An 18859-nucleotide genomic window follows, 5' to 3' on the forward strand; every position below is an offset into this window, starting at 1 on the left:
CTAACCAACCTCCCCATAACGGGGAGGTTGTATAACAATTAAGCTTCGCGGTTTTCCTTGATGTTCCAACCTGCGCTGCTTTCGGCGCCTTTGCCGCCTTTGTCGCTCTGCTCCCAGTATTGCTGTTTCACTTTCGCCGCCTGGAAGGAGTAGGTGACGCCCACGGTGTCTTCGCCGCCTGCGCCGGTGTACTGCACGGCGGTGACCAGCACGTCGTCCAGGGTGATTTTAACGTACTCAACCTGAGTACCGCCCGCCTTGCAGACAGACAACTCAACCTTGGTCAGGTGCTTACCGCTGGAGCAGTGCTTCAGCAGCGCCGGGGTTGACTTGTCGACCAGCGCGTTAACGTGCAGATCGTTGAAGCACACTTTACCGGCGCCACCGCCGCCGCCAACGCCCATATTGCCCGGTTGAGAAGCGCCCCAGGAGAAAGAAGTAATGTCGGTCCAGCCTTTGTGATTCGAATCTTTAGATTCGCCGCTGGCACCTTCAACTTTCAGGAACATATCAATAGCCATAGTTTCTTCACTCTTTATTAAGGGTTAACAGTAGTATTAACGTTACGTTGAAAAACTCAGGTAATAGCAGCAGGAATTGCAAGTGTGGTAATGCATTACCAATTTATATCCTTGTGCCATGCACCTTCTTAAATACCGAAAACTATCGGTACGGGTTACCGAGCCACTATTAAGTGCTAATGGCTCAATGCTTCATTATTTCGCGTTATCTTGATTCCACGTGCGATCTGGGTTGCCAGCTATAAGCTGTCGAGAAAGCTTGTCCAATTCAGGGCTATGGTACAATCGCAGGCAGTTTAAGGTGACACCTTGACTCTTGTCTTTAGTTTCGCTGTGAAACTCATTAATTCTGGATTTATATTTGTCGATGAGAACATTGATTTTCTCATCACCTGATTCGATATCGAATGGCATCCATTCTCTCATCGCATTCGCCGTTCTGGCTGCATCAAGAGAGAATGCTTTATCCGAATCGGAGACCTGTACCAGGCAGCGTGACAATGCCAGTTCTTTTACGACCTGGTGATAAGGCATCTGTTTGATAAATGCCACAGGATCCTGAATCAGCGCTGCTTGCAGCCTTAATGAGGCGATAAGCAAGCATGCAGTTAAACCAAACCTCATGCATTTACTGATAAGCCGATGAAACACTAGCTTAATTCCCAAAACCAGACTTCTTTGCAGTTAAAATAGCAATGGGAATGGCAGGTCAATAGCGAGTTTTCTGGTTCGATAAGATCAATGTGTCCGCCATCATAGTTGGTTATTTTATTGAAGAACACGACGCCTTTTTTATTGCCGATACCCTTCTCTGCATCTGGAGCATTAAAGAAAATGTTGGCTTTGCCAAAACTACTGGAGCGATGCAACTGATCGGCCAGCAGTTTGGCTCCAGGTTCAATCGCTTTACCCTTATAGGCGCCTTTTTTGATTGGCAGGCGGCCTTTGAAGCTGATGCCGGCTTTCAACAGCGCCAGGCTCATGCGGACGGCACAGGTATTGGCATAACCAGGGTTTTGCTTTAGAAGCGTATCAAGCTCATAACCAATCTCGGCGTAAACGGCTTCTGCTGCCAAATATCCCGGGCTAGAGTAATCAGAGGAGTAATGGCTGCTTTTTAGCTGACGATATAAAGGTTTCATGCTTTGCCTCCTTTGCAGGGGAAGCGAGTCGCCAGAGCCTCTTCAATCAGGGGGGCAGCCCTTTCGTGCAGGCGCGCAGCGGGAAGTTTATTAAAGAATTCGAACACAAACTCCTGCAGAGTGACGGTTTGTAGCTGGCTGTATTGGCACCAGCTTTTTCCTTCCGTCGCGTCCAGCACGCCCAGCAAATAAATCCGCGCTTTCTCTTTTTCCTGTTTATCTGCACTGCGATAGAAACGGAAAAAGTCGCTGCCTGGCAGATTGACATCATCGGACGTCAAATGCGCTATCGATGTCTGCTCTGCGAAAGCTGGCGGCGCGGCGGAGAGCGAGCAGACGACAGCCAACAGCGATGCCAGATAAAACCGTTTTGTCTTCATCTTTCTTTCCCTGTGATGAGGTTGATGTATCAGCCAGGCCGCACTACCGCGGCCTGACTTCAGTCCATCAAGACGCGTCGTTTTGCTTCAGCGAAGGCAGCTTCGACACCAGGCGCAGGGAGACGGTCAGGCCTTCCAGCTGGTAGTGCGGGCGCAGGAAGAACTTGGCGCTGTAATAGCCCGGGTTGTCTTCGATCTCTTCCACCTGCACTTCCGCCGCGGCCAGCGGTTTGCGCGACTTGGTTTCCTGCGAGGAGTTGGCCGGATCGCCGTCCACGTAGTTCATGATCCAGTCGTTCAGCCAGCGTTCCATGTCGTCGCGCTCGCGGAAGGAGCCAATTTTGTCGCGCACGATGCACTTCAGGTAATGCGCGAAGCGGCAGCAGGCGAACAGGTACGGCAGGCGCGCGGAAAGCTGGGCGTTGGCGGAGGCGTCGGCATCGTAGTATTCCGCCGGCTTCTGCAGCGACTGCGCGCCGATAAAGGCAGCGAAGTCGGAGTTTTTGCGGTGCACCAGCGGCATAAAGCCGTTTTTGGCCAGCTCGGCTTCGCGGCGATCGCTGATGGCGATCTCGGTCGGGCACTTCATGTCCACGCCGCCGTCGTCGCTCGGGAAGGTGTGGCACGGCAGGTTTTCCACCGCGCCGCCGGATTCCACCCCGCGAATGGCGGTGCACCAACCGAACTCTTTGAACGAACGGTTGATGTTGGCGGCCATGGCGTAGGCGGCGTTGGTCCAGGTGTAATTGCCGTGGGTCGCGCCGTCGGTGTCTTCTTCGAAGTCAAACTCGTCCACCGGGTTGGTGCGGATGCCGTATGGCAGGCGCGCCAGGAAACGCGGCATTACCAGGCCCAGGTAGCGCGCGTCTTCCGACTCACGCAGGCTGCGCCAGGCGGCGTACTCGGTGTTCTGGAAAATCTTGGTCAGATCGCGCGGGTTGGACAGCTCCTGCCAGGACTCCATCTGCATCACGCTTGGCGCGGTGCCGGCGATGAACGGGCAGTGCGAGGCAGCGCCGATCTTGGCCATTTCGCCCAGCAGCTCCACGTCCTGCGGGCTGTGATCGAAGTAGTAGTCGCCCACCAGGCAGCCGAACGGCTCGCCGCCGAACTGGCCATACTCTTCTTCATAGACTTTCTTGAAGATCGGGCTCTGGTCCCAGCCCACGCCCTTATAACGCTTCAGCGTGCGGCCCAGCTCCTGCTTGGAAATGCTCATGAAGCGGATCTTCAGCATCTCGTCGGTTTCGGAGTTGTTGACCAGATAATGCAGGCCGTGCCAGGCGCCTTCCAGCTTCTGGAAGTCGTCGTGGTGAATGATCTGGTTGATCTGCTGCGACAGCTTTTCGTCGATTTCCGCAATCAGCGCCTGAATGGTGCGGTAGGCGTCGGAAGAGACGGTGACGGTGTTTTCCAGCGCCTGCTGCGCCAGGGTTTTCACCGCGTTCTCGACCGCTTCTTTGGCCTGATCGGTCTTCGGCCGGAACTCTTTATTCAGCAGCGCGCTGAATTCATCGCTGGAAAAAGTCTCGGTGGTCTGCAACGCATTTTGTTGCTGAGGCGAGTTGCTCATCGATTAATCCTCACGCTCGTTGTTTTCGTCGTTAACCGCCGGCTTCGGCGCGTCGGTCAGGGATTGCAGCAGCGCCGGATTTTGCAGGATCTTGGAGATCAGCTCTTCGGCGCCGTTCTTGCCGTCCATGTAGGACAGCAGGTTGGAAAGCTGGGTGCGGGCGTCCAGCAGATTGTCCAGCGCGTCGACCTTGCGGGCGATGGCGGCAGGGGAGAAGTCTTCCATGCTTTCGAAGGTCAGATCGATGTTCAGCTTGCCTTCGCCGGTCAGCGTGTTGTCGACCTGGTAGGCGACGCGCGGCTTCAGCGATTTCATGCGCTCGTCGAAGTTGTCGACGTCGATTTCCATGAACTTGCGCTCTTCCACGCTGGCTTGCGGATCGACCGCTTTCCCCACCAGATCCGCCATCACGCCCATCACGAACGGCAGCTGGATTTTGCGCTCTGCGCCATAAATTTCGACATCGTATTCAATCTGTACGCGCGGCGCGCGGTTGCGGGCGATGAATTTCTGCCCGCTGCGGGATTTCGAGTTTGACATGATTTACTCCATCTAATGGCGATTGGGAACGCGCCTCGTCCGGCTGGGAGAGTCAGGTTCTGATTCGGGTCTGCGCGGGAGCAGACGGTATCGGATGCGTCAAGAGAACAAAGGTCGGCGGCTAGCTGTTCTCCTCGTTGTCGGGGCGACCGAGAATGGTCTCCAGTTGGTTAAGCCCATCGGGCGCCAAATCGCGGACGATTTGCATAAAGTCCAGCGTAATCAACCGCTGGACCCGATCGATCATCAGCGGCGCCGGGTGGCTCGGCTCATGAAGACGAAAATAGTTTTTCACCTTGTCCAGCATCAGCTGTGCGTCGTCGCGCGACTGGATCTGCGCGCTGCGCCAGTTGAGCGGGGCGGTGGCGCTTTGCACGGCGGCGGGGGGGGGCACGGCGGCGGTGTCCGGCAAGGCGTCCGGTTCGGCGGCGGCCGGGGCATCGCTTTGGCCGGCGAGCGCCACCAGAGAAAAGACCTTGGTGAGCGCGCTCATTTCCGGCAGTGCGCTTTCTCCCAGATGGCGGGTCACTTCGCCGCGAATGGCGCTCAGGGTGTTGGCGATGCGCGTCACCAGGGCGCCTTCGGGGCGATCCTGCTGCGCCAGTTCATCCTGCAGCCGCGCACGGCCGCCGGGAAAGTTGGGGCACTCCTGCTTGCTGCCGTCGAGCAGGGCGCCGGCATCGCGCAGCGAGATTTCTCCGGCAGCGCTTTTCAGCAGCGGCGCAGCGCGGACGCTGGCGGCCAGCGCGGCCTTGTCGCCAAGGTCAGCCAGCGCGTTGATGCGAAACAGCGGGTCGGCTTCCCCATCGAACTCCAGAGGCGGTTGCAGGGTGTCCCAGTAGCGGAGTATCGACTGGTGGATCAGCGTCAGCCCGTCGGCGTAGCCCGGCAATCCGCGCAGCTGGGTCCAGGCGCGGGTGAGATACAGCATGACGCGCAGGTCCTTGGTTCGTGCCAACAGCGAGGTCGCGAGGCGCTCGACCTGCACCCAGTCCGGTGCTTCTTCCGGAATGATGGTGCTGCCGAACTGCTGTTCGGCCTTGCCGGTGGCGGCTTGTTCCATCGCCAGAAAGTCGGCGTCGTATTCCAGGTTGTCGCCGCAGGGATTGTCTGCGTCGACCGGGGCCAGCAGGGTATCGGTGTCGATAGCCATAAAATTTCCTTCAACGAGCGATGTTAATCAAACATTTGCGGGTACTGGCCGCCGCGACCGGGGCGCGCCCAGCCGTTGGGCTCGAACAGCAGTGAAAACAGCTGCACGGTGAGGTTGCCGCTGTGCACGTGGGTGTAGAGCGGGTGTCCGTCGGCCTGATTGGTCCACCAGAAACTGGTGTACTGCGCCGGGTCGAAACAGTCGGCGGCCTGTTGCCAGCCGAGGCCCGGCACGTCCGGATGCTGAAAACCGATAATCGACAATATCTCAGAATCCGCTTCCGCCGGCGGGCTGGGCAGCGCCGGAATAGCCTGCAACGTGCGGTCGATCTGCTCGGCGGAGAAACCGTTGCGCACGCCGTTCAGCAGGGTATGACCGAGCTGTTGGTACCAGCTCGCCGCCATGTTCAGCTGTTGCGGTCGCCAATCCTGTTGGCTGAACAGGCGCAGCGCGCAGATCGGGTAGCGTCGCCCGACGCGATCGCGCGCCGGCAACAGGCAACCCATCTGCACGTACGGGCTGCCGAGCGTGGCGGGGATCACGAAGTTCCACACCGGTGCATTGCTGAACGGGTGGCCGTTCGGCCCCTGTGCATCGCGCTGCAAATTCACCAGCCCGTTATGGAACCAGTGGGCCCAGTTGTTGACCACCGGATCGGGCAGGCGGCGCTGCAGGAAGTCGCCGGCGGAAGGAAGTTTGCCGTACCAGCCGAGGCTCGTCGGGGCGCTTGAATCAGTGCTCATGGTCATGTCCTTTCGGGGCTACGGGCACGAGAAGGCCGGCAGTTGGAACGGATTACGGATGCTGTTGGGCGTGAACTCCAGCGTGACACGGTGGCCGTCGAGATTGAAGGTCGCCTGGCGGCCGAGGCCGCCGGTGCCCGAAGATTGCGCCATATCCACCAGGCGGTTCAGCGCCCATGGCCCGCTGGTCACCAGGCTGGCGGTGGTGCCGTTGGCCAGCGCCAGCTGCAAATGCACCTGGTTGGTATTGCGGGTGCCCGGCCAACTGACCACCAGCGGCACCTGTGGGCCGTGGCTGTATTTGAACAGCTGGCCGTCGATATCCAGCGTCAGGTTGAGGATATCGTTATCCATCCGCACCGGCCGTACGGTCACGCGGTAGGAGGGCGTCGCGGTACCGTTGGCGAAAAAGGCGTCGCGGATGCGCTGTGCCTGCTGGAATGAACGCAGGATGCCTTCGCCACCGGGCAGCGTCTTGCCGTCCACGCCGGGGGTAAAGCGCCAGTTGGCGCGGGTGGTATCGACCTTGCCCTGCAGATTGTCGCGGAAGAAGCTGTCCATCAGCCCGCTGTTCGGCGCGAACATGCGCGCCAGATCGTCCGGCGTCACGTCCTGGCGCGCCCGGGCCACCAGCGGATAACGGCCGGCGATCGCCTGGCGGCAGAAGCTGCCGACCTCGAAGCTGATGCGCTTTTTCACGTTCTCCATCTCTTTGCGCTGGGTGTCGCTGCTGGCGCCGATCGCCAGCGACAGTAGCATCTGTTTGAACGGCACCGGCAAGCGGCCGGACTCGGCCTGCAGGCGCGGGATGATGTCGCTCGGCGGCGCCGACATGCCGCTGTTGGCCGCGCCCTGCACCGCAGTCAGATAGCTGTACAGCTCATCGACCTGCTTCAGCACGCTGTCGAAAGGGATCGCCTTATTGCCTTCGCCCTGGCTTTGCGCCAGCTCCAGCAGCGGCGCGAAGTGCGCCATCACCAGCTGTTCCGGCTGGACCGACACGTCGCCGTCGGCGTTGGCCGGCCGGTTGGTGAACAGCGCTTCCAGCGTGCGGTTGGCGTTTTGATTCAGCCTGTCTTCGGTTTTTGCCAGCAGCGAGCGGGAGTCGGCGTCGCTTTTCTCGTCGCGCAGGGTGACGTTTTTGCTGACGTTGACCAGCAGGTTGCGCATCGGCGACGGGTTGCCGGAGAGCAGCCGCGCGCTGCTGATGCGCTGGGTCAGGTTGCCGATGTTGGCCAGCTGGATATCCCCCAGCAGCTCATCCCAGGCGCCGATGAAATCCTGCATGTACAGCTGGCGGATGGTCTTGGTCAGATCGGCGCTTTTCTGCTCCGGCGTCTGGCTGTTCAACACCCAGACGTCTTCCTTGCGCAGGGTGTCGGTCACCGGGTCGATGTTGTCGTTGAACGCTTTCCAGTACCCCTGCGGGGTGAACAGGCCCGGCACGCCGTCGGTGACCGGTTTGCCGCTTTTGCGACTGAACGCCAGCTCGGTCTGCGGGCCGGCCAAATCGACCAGGCTGACCGGCTTGATGTCGGTCTGTTTCAGCAGCAGGCGCTTGAGGCGGCCATAGACGCGCTGCGACAGCGGCGCCCGATTGATGGCGGCCTGCGCCTGTGCCACCAGCTGTTCGTCTTTGGCGTAAGGCGAGGCCTGGATCTGCGTATCCAGCAGCTGGCTCAGGTGCCATTCGATCTGCTGCAGCTGTTTCTGCGTGCTGCCCTGCGGCAGGTTGCGCTGCAGGTTGAGCATCACCCAGGCGCGCAGGAATTTGCCGTCGTACTGCTTCGGCAGATACAGCATCTGATAGGCCTTCAGCGCTTCGTAGCTGAAGTCCGCGTCGCCGTGGTTGTCGTTGCGCAGCGTGGTGGCGATCTGTTGCGCCACCTGCGGCAGCAGCAGCTCTTTCAGCGCTTTTTGGTACAGCGCATTGCCGGCGTCGCTCACCTGATCGCCGCGGAACAGCCCCATGCGGTAGGTGAACGGTGGATCGTCCAGCGAAAAGTTCTGGCTGTCCGGCAGGTGCAGCAGGCTATTGAGGAACGGCAGCAGCGAGAACATGTCGCCGTTGCCCAACTGCGTCAGGTTTTGCCCCTGGCGCTCGACGCCGGGCACCTTGGCGGCCACTTCCGCCAGATAGGCCTTGTTGTTGCCGTAGCTGGTGAACCAGAGCATCGCCAGCACCGCCAGGATCGCCGCCAGCGCGATGTAACCCGCCCAGTGCAGGGCGCGGTTGCGGTATTCCCACCAGCGGTTGCTGCCCGCCAGCCCGGATTCCTGGAAGACCACCGATTCCAGCGTCTCTTTCAGGAAGAAGCTTTGGCCCTTGGCCGCCGGGATCGGCGCTTCTTGGCCCACGCTGTCCCAGGCCGCGTTGGCCTGCGCTCCTGAGTTTGCCGTCGGCAGCTGCAGGTAGCGGTTCAGCTCGCCCATCACCCGGTCGAACGGCAGACCTTCCTGTGTGCCGCTGGTGAAATAGATGCCGCGCGGGGTAAAGCGGGTTTCAAAACTGGAGGTGGCGAACACCTGTTCCAGGTATTGACTGAGCAGCGGGCGCAGGGCCGCGAACTCCTGCGGGAACAGATAACTTTCGGCGCGCTGGCGCGCGTCGTGCTCCATCAGCAGCGTATCCGGCAGCGCCGCGTCCAGCCGCTGTTGCAGCAGGGCGTATTGCTGTTCGAAAGCGGCGTTCAGATTGAAGTCCGGCTGCCGCGAGCGCTCGTAAGGGAAGGTGAACCCCCAGATCTGGTCACGCTGCGCTTTGTCGAAGCTGCCGAAGTAGGCCATAAAGCCGTTGAGCAGGTCGGTTTTGGTCACCAGCACATAGACCGGGAAGTGAATGCCCAACTGCTCGTGCAGTTCGATCAGGCGTTTGCGCAGCGCGCTGGCCTGGGCGGCGCGCGCTTCGGCGCTGTCACTCAGCAGATCGGCCACGCTGATAGTCACCATCACACCGTTGATCGGCTGACGGGTGCGGTATTTTTTCAGCAGCGCGACGAAGCTTTGCCATTCGCCGGCGTCTTCTTCGCGCTGGCTTTCCTGGGTGGTGTAGCGGCCGGCGGTGTCGAGCAGCACGGCGTCGTTGGTAAACCACCAGTCGCAGTTGCGGGTGCCGCCCACGCCGCGCAGCGCGGCTTTGCCGAAGCGATCCGCCAGCGGGAAGTGCAGCCCGGAGTTGACCAGCGCGGTGGTCTTGCCGGCGCCGGGCGCGCCGATGATCACATACCACGGCAGTTGGTACAGGTATTGGCGGCTGAAGCGGGTCATCCAGCGGTGTTTGCCGCCCTCCTGGCCCGGTGCGAAGCGCGCCTTTTTCAGCAGCTGCGCCGCTTCGTCGAAGCGCTGCGCCAGCTGTTCGTCTTGTTTAACTTCGGGCTTGCCGTCTTCCGCCGGCACCGCTTCGGCGGCGCGCAGGTTGCTCAACAGGCGGCTGTTGAACCAGGCGCTGTAGAGGCGCGGGATCAGGCGGCACAGGAACCAGATCAGGTAGATAACGCCGATGGCGATCTGGCGGTTGAGTTCCGGCTCCAGCGGGCGATAGTCGCCGATGGCCACCAGCGGGCCGATCATCCAGATGATGAACGCCAGCGCGGTGATGCCGACAAAGCCCCACAGCAGGCGGCTGGTGATGATGGAGAATAACGTACTGAGCATTACTTTCCGGTTCCTTGCGGCAAGCCGTTGATTTCCGCCTGGGTATTTTCCGGGGCGACCAACAGCGTAATTTCTACCCGGCGGTTCAACGCGCGGTTCACTTTGTTATCGTTCGGCGCGACGGGGTTGCTTTCGCCGCGGCCCTCGGCCTTGACCCGCTGCGGGTTGGCGAGGTGCTTTTGCAAACGGGCGCTGACCGCTTCGGCGCGCGCCAGCGACAGCTCCCAGTTGGAGGCGAAACGGGCGCTGCGGATCGGCACGTTGTCGCTGTAGCCGGTGACGAGGATCTTGCCGCTGACGCCGTTCATGGCGGCGGCGATGCGGTCGATGACCGGAATATAGTTGGCGCGCACCGTGGTGGCGGCGGAGTCGAATAGCCCGTCGCCTTTGAGGATCACCACGCTTTGCTGCGCTTCGTCGCGCACCACCACCAGCCCTTCGGCGATCTCTTTGCGCAGGAAGCTTTTCAGGCTCAGCGTCGGCGGCGCGGCCGGCGCCGGGTTACCGATCGCCACCTGCGGCAGATTGGTTTGGTAAATCGCCGCCAGCACCGGGCTGGTGTTGTCGCCCAGCCGCCAGTTGAGGGCGATGAACAGCAGCGAAGCCAGGAAGCCGGTCAGCGCCACGCAGGCCCACAGCGGCACCAGCGGGCGCCACAGTTTCTGCTGTACCGGCAGATCCAGCGCATGAGGCGACAGCGGCGGGGCATAGCCGCCACGCACCGACCGGATCAGCTGCAGCAGGCGCTGCTTCATGGTTTCTAGCTGCGAGCGGCCGTTTTCCATCACCCGGTAGCGGCCTTCAAAGCCCAGCAGCAGGCAATAATTGATCAGCTCCAGCAGGTTGATGTGCTCGCGCGGGCTTTGCGACAGCTTGGCCAGCAGTTGGAAAAACTTCTCGCCGCCCCAGGTTTCGTTATGGAAGGTCACCAGCAGCCCGCTGCCGGACCACACGCTGTTGCTGCCCCACGGGGTCAGCGCCGCCGCTTCATCCAGCGCGGTGCACAGGCAATAACGCGCGCCGATGATCACTTCGTACGGCAGGTTGGCGCGTTGGCCGCGGATCTCGAAGCGGCGCATTTCGTCGATCAACTGTTGGCGCAGCTGCGCCGGGTTGGCGTGCGTGGCTGACTGGCGGATCTGCGAAATGGCGTTCAGCAGCGGGTTGGCGGCATCTACCAGCGGGTTGGCCGCCGGCGCCGTGCTATTTTCCTGAGTCATAGGTTACCGGTCCGTATGGCTGCGAATCGCCCAAAATTCCATGTCCAGCCCCGGAAATTCGCCGGCCAGGTGCAGGGCGAAGGCGCTGGATTTTTCCATCTGTTTCCACAGGTCGCCGCCTTTTTCCAGCTCGAAGTAGGTGTAGCCGGCGTGATAGGGGATCTGGCGCGGCGCGGCGGGCATGGTGCGCAAACCGATGCCCGGCAGCTGCAGCTGCACCAAATCGCGGATGCGCGTGACCGGGGCGATCTTCATCTGCGCCGGGAAATGGGTCAGCAACACCTCGGCGGCCACGTCGGCGCGCACCGCCAACACGAAACCGAAGTCGCGCATCATTTTGGCGTCCTGCACGGTGGCGACGTTCAGTCCGTGGGAGCGTTCGACCAGCGTCAGCTGAATGGCGTTGTCTTCCAGCACCACCGACAGCCCCTGACGCAGCAACAGCATCAGCTTGCCGAAGCACAGCGCCAGGTTGTCGTGGTCATACACCGGCAGGCGGCCTTCCGGGGTGCGCTGCGCCGAGAAGCTGGCGAGCTCTGTCGCGAACTGCAGCCAATCGGCGAACAGGCGCTCCGGGTGCAGATGGTCGAGATGGTAGGCGTGGCTCACCTGGCCGAGATGGCGGTTGATCAGCTGCAGCAGCATGAAATCGACCATTTCGGAACTGCCGCCGCGGCCCGGCTGCAGCAGACGCTGGCTCATCTGCTGGCTGCGCTGTTGCAGCAGGCCCTGCAGATCGTTGATGAAGGTTTTCAGTACCGGGTTGCCCTGGCAGTTCAGCATCGGCGGGATCTGCGCGGTATCGAGACGCAGGCTGTTGTCGCCGCGTTTTTCCAGCACGCGGGTCACGCCGAGCGCCGTCCATTCGGCGTTGAGTTCGCTCTCCAGCATCAGCCGCAGGCGCAGGCGGCCGAACTGCAGCGCCGCGCTGCCCACCGAGACGGCGTTGAGATCGTCGACTTCGTTCTCGTAAGCCAGATAGCGCGCCAGCGCCTCCGGGCTTTCCTGAAAGATCACGTCTTCACGCCCCGCGCGGTAGGTCGGCAGGGCCAGCACCACGTTTTCACCGGTCTTGTTTTCGGCGATGGTCAGCGGCGCGGGCGCCTGCTGGGCGCCGGAGAAGCGAAACGGCGTGCCGTCCGGCATGATGCCGCTGGCGGCGTTGAGCGCAATCTTGCCCTGGCGCAGCAGCGTTTGGTCCAGATCCAGGGTGAGGAACCCCCAGAAACAGCCGCTGTGGGCCTGGCCCCAGTTGCGCATATAGCCTTCGAGATAGTTTTCCGCCTGCTGGAAATGGTGAGGGCGCAAAAACATCCCCTCAGTCCAGACAACCTTATGAGCATCTTTCATCATCACACCTATAGTTACTTCGCTTCAGCGCAGCGGTAGGTCAGTCGACCTTTTTTACGGGGCGCAGGCCACTCACGCCCGCGACGATATGCGCTTCCAGCTCATCCGGCGAGAATTGCCATACCTTGTAGAAATTGGTTTCGGTAGGTTCCGGCAGCGGCAGTGAAATGCGCCAGGTCTTGCCGTCCAGATTTTGATACTCGGCGATCACGCCGATGTAACGCGCGTCCAACGCGCTTTGCCCTCCGAGCTTCTTGCCGGTCTGGCCCGGCGTCAGGAAGAACTGATCGCTGTCCAGCAGGCTGTTGCCGAGCACGCTTTTGGCGTCGTTTTGCAGACTGAAGAAGTCGGCATCCATGAATTCCGCATCCGAACGCAGCAGCAGCACGCGAATTTTTATCGGCGCCGGTTGTGCACCGGCGGCGGCGTTGACCTGGCGATCGGCATCGAACACCAGGCTATAACGCGACGGCACGCTTTTGGCGGAAGACATGCAACCGCCGAGCGCCAGCGCGCCCAGCAGCAGAAACAACATCCCGCACCAGCGGGAAGCGATAGGGGTCGTCATCATGGGAATCTCGTCGCCCGCAGGCGTGCTGACTACTGGAGGATCCAGGTGGCTGAGCCGGCGTTTTTACACGCCTTGCTGTCGCCGCCGACTTTGACGCAGTCCTGTTTGGCGGCGCGCGCGCGGCGCGGCAGATCTTTGCGCAGCGTCGATTTGTAGCGCGCTTCCGGCACGCCGGCGTTGGCCTGGATATAACCCATCAGATCGCCCCCGCGGATGGCGGAGATCGCCAGCCAGTTGTTTTCCACTTCGCCCAGCGCGTAGAACGCGGCGGCGTTGTCCAGGCTGCCGACGGCGGTGCCAGTATAATTCGGGCTGCTCATGATGCTGGCGGCATACAGACTGCGGTACTCCTCACCGATCGGCTTGAACTGTTTCGGCGCGCTTACCGCGGCGCGGTGCTGCAGCGTGACGCCGTTGACTTCACTGCTGACGAGGGCGTCGTTATTGAGTGCCGGCGGCGGCGGCGGGGGGGTGGAACAACCGGCAAGCGTCAGGGCGGTCAGCAGCGTCAGGGTAATCCGTGTTTTCACAATATCCTCTTTTCTTGTTTGAATGGCTGTGTAATAAGGCGCCGTCATCAGGGCGCAAGCAGCAACACTTTTAATTGGCTCGGCACGATGCGCATGCCGAGCGCGTTGGTGGAATTCTGCAGGCTGAGGCTGGTCAGCCGGGTGGCCGGGGTGCCTTTGAGCAGCACGGTAAAGGCGCCGGTCAGGTGGCGGGACGGCCCCATTACCGTCCCGGAAGCGACGCCGGTGGCCACGCCGGGGTTGTCGCCGTTGGTCAGCGGCGTCACCGTCGCCATGTTGTGCGCCGGGGTGCCGACGAACAGAATGTTGAACGCGTTCGGGATGGCGGTCGGCGCCAGGGCGATATCCGGGTAGGGCACGGGCACCGGCGCCGGGCTTGGCGTCAGACAGACGTCGGGAAACGCCAGGTCCACGCCGATCATTTGGCTGTTGGCAAACATAAAAGGCCTCCGCAGGTTATCCGACGTGGATTTGTTCCGAATCCAGTTTGGTGATGTCTTTTGAGGTAATGAGCGTGTTGCGGGCATGAATGCGGGCGTAATCTTCCGCTTGATAATCCAGCTGTCCGGCGCGCACGTGCTCGGTTTGGCGCACTTTGCGGAACAGCGAATGGCTGATCTGGCTGACCGAATGCCACAGCGACTCGCAGCGTTTACCGACCAGGCGGCTGATGCTGACGAAGGCCGACAGCTCCTCGCCGCTGTATTTCATTTTGTCGACGTGGCAGTCGCCGCTGTTGGCCTGCAGCGTCATGGCGTCGCCGCTCAGTTTCAGCGCCTGCGCGCTGTGCAGCGACAGCGAACCGTTTGGCGTTTCAATTTGCAGATCGCCTGCGACGCAGAGCCGCGCCGCGCTTTGCGGTTCTGCGCGCTCGAGGACGGCGATCGCCCACAGCTGGTGGCCGCAGCCGGCGACCAGCACGCTATCGCCGAGGGCCGGCGTCAGCAGGCAGCTCGCCGCCCGGCGGCAATGCCAGCCGCGGCCTTCACATTCCACTACCAGGCTGCCGTCCGGCAACAGGTTGACGACCTGGCCGGCGGCCTGTTGGGGCGGTGCGATGTTGACGGCGCGAGTTGTGTTGGCAACGCTCATGGTGATCCCCTCGTGAAGTGGTCAATGCATTCAGATTCGGCTCTGGCGCTGTGCGCTCCAGGTTTCGGCGGCGTACAGCTCTTCGTCGCGCTCGAGGATCCCGTTGCGATCGCCCCAGCGCGTTTGCTGCTGGTGGGCACGATGCATGCGGGTGCGCATAAAGCGCGCGCGCCGGAAATCGGCGGCACCGATGTCGGCATAACAGAAATCGGCGTAGGTCAGGTCGCTGTCGCTGAAATCACAGCGTGCTGCACGGCTGCGCTGGAACACGCATTGATACAGGCGCGCCTGGCTGAAAATGGCGGCGTCCAACGTCGCTTCGCTGAAGATCGCCTGATCGAACTGCCCGCCACGGCACTGCGCCTGAGTCAGGTTGGCCTCCAACCACAGCGACTGTTGCGCCTGCACGCCCGCCAGGTTGGCGCGCCGCAGCGAAGCGCCCTTGAAATTGCTCTGGCGCAGCGTCGCCTGGCTAAAATCGACGTCGTCCAATTGGTTATCGGTAAACTGGCAGGCGATCAGGCGCTGCCCGGCGTAACTTTTGCCTCGATGGTCACATTCGAAAAACGTGACGCGGTCGAAATCTACCCCATCAAGCCCTGTCTCACAGAGGTTTAAGCGAAAAAACGTGACAAGGGATAACCGCGCCTGATTCAACGCAGCGCCGCTGAGCGGGCTTTCGTAGAAGGTGGTGCGATCGTGCTGAGTGGCGGAAAAGTTCGCGCCGGCCAATTGGCATGACATCCAGTGGCTTTGGTTGAGCGACAGCCGGCTGAAGTCGCTCTGTTCAAGCCGGCAGTCGTTGAACATCGTCAGTTCGATATGGCTCTCGTTGAAGCGGCCGCCCGGCATGGCGCACTGATTGAAGGCCGTTTGCTTCAGGTTCGCCCGTGCAAATTGCGCATGCTCGAGCCGGCAATCGCTGAAGACGCTGTCGCGCAGATCGCAATCGGAGAAGTTCACGCCGTTCAGGTTCAGTTCGTTGAACATGCCACCGGCCAAATCCATACCGGCGAATGACAGGCCGTGCAAATCCTCACCGGCAATCAGCTCGCCGCGTTTCACGCGCTGGCGTATCTGCTCAGGTTTTGAGGTCATACTTCCTTCCCGTTGTGGCGAGGCAATGTTTTCACCCTGGCGGTATAGGCACCGTCGAGCCGGGTCGCCTGATCCACTTGGGATTGCGACAGGTCTGCCCGGAACAGATTGGCGCCCTGCAGGTCGGCGCCTGACAGCACGCATTTTTGCAGGATAGCCGCAATGAAACTGGCGTCGCGCAGGTTGGCGCGAGACAGATCGCTGCGGATGAACAGGCTGCCGCTGCCGTTGGCCTGACGGAAATCGGCCTCGTTCAGCCGGGTTTCAGACAGGTCGCAGTTGTCGAGGCGCGCCCGGCTGAAATTAGCCCGCTGCAACGGCATCTGGCGCAAATTGCACTGGTTTAGCGTCGCGTCGCTGAAATCCGCCTGCGGCAACAGCGTCTTTGCCGCAAAGGCGCAGGCCGTGAGGCGTGCGGCGCGGAAGCTGAGGCTTTGCGTCTCGGTATCAACCCAGGCGCAGCTTTCCAGCCGCGCCCGATCGAAGTTCACCGCCTGCAGCCGGCATTTGACGAAGCTGACTTTGTCGAGCCGGGCGTGGCTGAATGCCAGTTGCTCCAACTGCAGCTCCATCAGCGTAATGTTGGCCAGCGTGGCGCGGCTGAAATCACACAGCCCGAGCAAGGTTTCGTATCCCAGCAAATCGCGTAATGACGCCATCGTGAAATCGCAGCGTTGAAACAACGTTTGCTGAATGTTGGTTTCGTGCAGCTGCGCGCCGCCGAAATTCGTCGCTTCGCATTTCGCCAGGGCCAAAGAGGCGTGGCTCAGATCGGCCTGCTGCAAGACGGCGCCGCTGAGATCGGCGCGCGCCAACATCGCCTCGCGAAGATCGCAACCCACCAGTTGGGTTTGGCGCAGATTGGCGTTTTCCAGCAAAGCGCCGCGCAAGTTAGCCTGGCAGAGATCCATGCCGGACAGATCGGCGCCGGTGAGATCAAGACCGCTGAGATCCTTATCGCGCAGCATGGCGGCGGCGACGCGTTGGCGAATGATTTGCGCCAGATCGCCGCTTAAACGCAGTGCAGGGCTTTGCGTCTGTGCCGACATTAAATACATTTGGTGCAGCGCGCGCTCGCTTTCCCCCAGCTGTTTGTCGCTAAACGCGTCGGGATGCTGGCGCGCCTCCTGGAACAGCAGATCGCGCTGCTGCTGGTAGCTTTCCGCACCGGATGGCGGCACGTGATCCCCACCAGGGTTGAGCGGATCGATACCCTCGGCTTGCGCCAGCTTGAGCATGTCCTGATACTGCGCCTCGGCCTGGTTTTCCAGACGCTCGACGAATTCGGCGAGCTCGTCCAGCTTCGGCGGCGCGTCTTGCGACGGCAGCGGGAACAGTTCATCGATGTCCTGACCTTCACGCAGCAGACGCAGGCGATGCTCTTCGCGTTGCTGGTGTTCGTAGGTTGCGATATTTTCCGCCATCGGGCTTTGCTGCGTCGGCGTTTCCGTATCCAGCCAGGCGCCGATGCACGCTTCCGGCAGTAACTCTTGTTCACGAAAAGCGTGTAAAGCCCCCCGTTCTTTATCCAGCCGCTGGGCCAACACCTGCCGATAATGCGCGGTGGAGCGGGGCTCGCCTTCGGTTTCCAGGGCCGGCATCAGCTGCATCACGTCGGCGGCATCGTCCTCATTGATGCGCGCGCTACCCTGATAGATCAACAGCATTTGTTCCCGATGCGGGAAGAACCAGACGGTGGTATGGCGCATCGCAATCTCTTCGAAATGCGTTTCGCCGCCGCGCAGTCGGTTGATGAAGCAGCGCGCGCGCCACGGCGGCAAATGCCCTTGCTGTACCGGTTCTGAAGGGTGCATGTTCCAAATCCGATAGGCAGCCCGGGGCGGCAAGCTGTCGCGTTGAGGAAACTGCTGATCGCTGTCCGCCATGTTGAACAGGCGCCAGTCGATGTCGTTGGCGAAGCCGGGAAAGCCGTTTTTCAACCAGTCGGCGTCGTAGTTTTTACCGATGCGGGAGAAGCGGCGTGGCCAGGTGATATCCAACGCGTCAAAGCTTGCCGGTTGCGCGCTTTGCCGAGGAGACGCGAGGCGCCCCTGCAGCGGTTCAACATTGGGTAGGCGATGGATACGGCCTTGCGGAAATGTTTCTGGAGTGGCGCCGATGCCGTGCGGATTATCGGCGAACTGGGTGCCGCCGTAAGCCCGGCGCCAGTCCAGACGCATTTCTGCAAAAGGGAGGGGAGTGGAGGGACGATCGTTGATCCAGTGGCGATCGCCGAAAACCACCAGCGTTTTTTCCAGAGAATCCAGCTGGATCTTCACGGCGCAAGCGGTTTTGTCTTGTTGATGGTGGGTGTAGGCGTTGCCGGTAGCGAGAAACTCCGCGCAGGCTTTGGGAATAGCCAAATCGAGCACGCCGCCGCTCAACGTGAGTTCGTCGGCGGCCAACTGCCACAGCTCCGGTTCGGGACGCAGGCGCGGGGAGGCCCCCATGTCGGCCAAGGCCAAAACGGAAACGCCCAGATGGTTTTGCCCTTGCCAAGAGAAGGGGCGATGAAGCGCGCTGAGGCGCAGAGGTTTTACGACTTTCATTGTGTGTGTAAAGCTTCCTGTGGATATCAGCTGGCAGCCAGGCTGCTTGCTCAAAAACAATCCGTTTTTCGGTTTAATAGATATCAGGCTATGTCACAACAGATGAAGAAAACGATGCGGCGTTAAGCGCCGATCGCTAATGCGGGGGAGAGCCCCGCTTTGAAATGGATGATCAAGAGGACAGTGCGCTGTCCTTCCCGTTTATTCCGCGAACCAACAGCACGGCGGCCACGGACAACGCTGCGGCGATCGCCTTGGCGGTAAATTGGCCGACGCTCTCCAGGTGATAGGGCGCAAAAAAACCGACGCCGGCGGTGCCCAGAATCAACAGCGCGGCGAGCGCTGCAAAACAGGGCAGTTCTATCGCCAGCGCCAGTCTGCCGGTGGGCGCCGCACCCAGGTAACCCATCAAAAAACCGGGCAAAATCAGGAAACCGATCAGTTCTGCGGGGGCATTCACCGCAGACATCACCTGCTGGTTGTATTTCAGCAGCGCCAGCATCAGCGCGACAAAGATCAGCAACCGTACAGGCAACGCGGCCGCTCGGCTTGCCGACAAAAAGGTTTTGCCGATCGCGGCGAGCAATACGCAGCCAACCAGGATGCCAAAGAAGGTAAACAGGATTTGCCCCCAGAGGCTGTCCTGCGTCGAAAAGGCAATGAACGCGCCCATCGTGACACTTCCTTATGCAAGGTGATTTAGCGAACTGATGAACGGTAAGCCGTTTGCAGAACGTTGAAAT

The 18859-nt window shown here is 60.9% G+C and carries 18 protein-coding genes; all 18 read right to left on the minus strand.

Annotated features, from left to right (window positions below; all coding sequences use genetic code 11):
• Positions 1 to 38 precede the first annotated feature (38 nt).
• Positions 39 to 521 (minus strand): Hcp family type VI secretion system effector, encoded by a 483-nt coding sequence (locus ACYF6X_RS05245; protein WP_004961372.1) that lies wholly within the window; start codon positions 519 to 521, stop codon positions 39 to 41.
• Positions 522 to 716: 195 nt separating this feature from the next.
• Complete coding sequence (locus tag ACYF6X_RS05250) at positions 717 to 1145, minus strand: T6SS amidase immunity protein Tai4 family protein (protein WP_130017261.1); 429 nt, start codon at positions 1143 to 1145, stop codon at positions 717 to 719.
• A gap of 26 nt (positions 1146 to 1171) precedes the next feature.
• On the minus strand, positions 1172 to 1663 hold the full coding sequence (locus tag ACYF6X_RS05255) for a T6SS effector amidase Tae4 family protein (protein WP_130017262.1): 492 nt from the start codon (positions 1661 to 1663) through the stop codon (positions 1172 to 1174).
• On the minus strand, positions 1660 to 2043 hold the full coding sequence (locus ACYF6X_RS05260) for a Rap1a/Tai family immunity protein (RefSeq protein WP_025303292.1): 384 nt from the start codon (positions 2041 to 2043) through the stop codon (positions 1660 to 1662). The genes ACYF6X_RS05255 and ACYF6X_RS05260 overlap by 4 nt, the downstream gene beginning before the upstream one ends.
• A 67-nt stretch (positions 2044 to 2110) precedes the next feature.
• A complete protein-coding gene (gene tssC / locus ACYF6X_RS05265; protein ID WP_016927259.1) occupies positions 2111 to 3616 on the minus strand; it encodes a type VI secretion system contractile sheath large subunit in 1506 nt (501 codons plus the stop codon).
• 3 nt (positions 3617 to 3619) lie between these two features.
• The gene (tssB, locus tag ACYF6X_RS05270) at positions 3620 to 4156 is read right to left on the minus strand and encodes a type VI secretion system contractile sheath small subunit (protein ID WP_033635026.1); all 537 of its coding nucleotides are present in this window, start codon (positions 4154 to 4156) and stop codon (positions 3620 to 3622) included.
• Positions 4157 to 4277: 121 nt separating this feature from the next.
• Complete coding sequence (gene tssA, locus ACYF6X_RS05275) at positions 4278 to 5309, minus strand: type VI secretion system protein TssA (protein WP_308385602.1); 1032 nt, start codon at positions 5307 to 5309, stop codon at positions 4278 to 4280.
• Positions 5310 to 5332: 23 nt separating this feature from the next.
• A complete protein-coding gene (tagF, locus tag ACYF6X_RS05280; RefSeq protein WP_063990285.1) occupies positions 5333 to 6052 on the minus strand; it encodes a type VI secretion system-associated protein TagF in 720 nt (239 codons plus the stop codon).
• A gap of 18 nt (positions 6053 to 6070) precedes the next feature.
• A complete protein-coding gene (gene tssM, locus ACYF6X_RS05285; RefSeq protein ID WP_130018213.1) occupies positions 6071 to 9706 on the minus strand; it encodes a type VI secretion system membrane subunit TssM in 3636 nt (1211 codons plus the stop codon).
• Positions 9706 to 10926 carry a DotU family type VI secretion system protein gene (locus ACYF6X_RS05290; protein ID WP_060427397.1) on the minus strand — a complete coding sequence of 407 codons (1221 nt, stop codon included), beginning with the start codon at positions 10924 to 10926 and terminating at the stop codon, positions 9706 to 9708. The genes tssM and ACYF6X_RS05290 overlap by 1 nt, the downstream gene beginning before the upstream one ends.
• Before the next feature lie 3 nt (positions 10927 to 10929).
• A complete protein-coding gene (gene tssK, locus ACYF6X_RS05295) occupies positions 10930 to 12276 on the minus strand; it encodes a type VI secretion system baseplate subunit TssK (RefSeq protein WP_048322102.1) in 1347 nt (448 codons plus the stop codon).
• Between the two features lie 40 nt (positions 12277 to 12316).
• Positions 12317 to 12847 carry a type VI secretion system lipoprotein TssJ gene (tssJ, locus tag ACYF6X_RS05300; protein ID WP_049206024.1) on the minus strand — a complete coding sequence of 177 codons (531 nt, stop codon included), beginning with the start codon at positions 12845 to 12847 and terminating at the stop codon, positions 12317 to 12319.
• A 29-nt stretch (positions 12848 to 12876) separates the two neighbouring features.
• The gene (gene tagV / locus ACYF6X_RS05305) at positions 12877 to 13377 is read right to left on the minus strand and encodes a type VI secretion system accessory protein TagV (RefSeq protein ID WP_063990282.1); all 501 of its coding nucleotides are present in this window, start codon (positions 13375 to 13377) and stop codon (positions 12877 to 12879) included.
• Positions 13378 to 13424: 47 nt separating this feature from the next.
• Positions 13425 to 13817 (minus strand): DUF4150 domain-containing protein, encoded by a 393-nt coding sequence (locus ACYF6X_RS05310; RefSeq protein ID WP_004934933.1) that lies wholly within the window; start codon positions 13815 to 13817, stop codon positions 13425 to 13427.
• A 16-nt stretch (positions 13818 to 13833) separates the two neighbouring features.
• A complete protein-coding gene (locus ACYF6X_RS05315; RefSeq protein ID WP_063990281.1) occupies positions 13834 to 14469 on the minus strand; it encodes a DUF3540 domain-containing protein in 636 nt (211 codons plus the stop codon).
• Between the two features lie 30 nt (positions 14470 to 14499).
• A complete protein-coding gene (locus tag ACYF6X_RS05320; protein ID WP_130018214.1) occupies positions 14500 to 15567 on the minus strand; it encodes a pentapeptide repeat-containing protein in 1068 nt (355 codons plus the stop codon).
• Entirely contained in the window at positions 15564 to 18116 is a 2553-nt protein-coding gene (locus tag ACYF6X_RS05325; RefSeq protein ID WP_130018215.1) for a DUF2169 family type VI secretion system accessory protein, read from the minus strand. Before ACYF6X_RS05325 ends, ACYF6X_RS05320 begins: the two co-directional genes overlap by 4 nt.
• 172 nt (positions 18117 to 18288) lie before the next feature.
• Positions 18289 to 18789, minus strand: a complete 501-nt coding sequence (locus ACYF6X_RS05330; protein ID WP_063990278.1) for a hypothetical protein — start codon at positions 18787 to 18789, stop codon at positions 18289 to 18291.
• Between the last annotated feature and the right edge of the window lie 70 nt (positions 18790 to 18859).

The sequence above is a fragment of the Serratia sp. ID 25-353 genome, assembly GCF_054792795.1.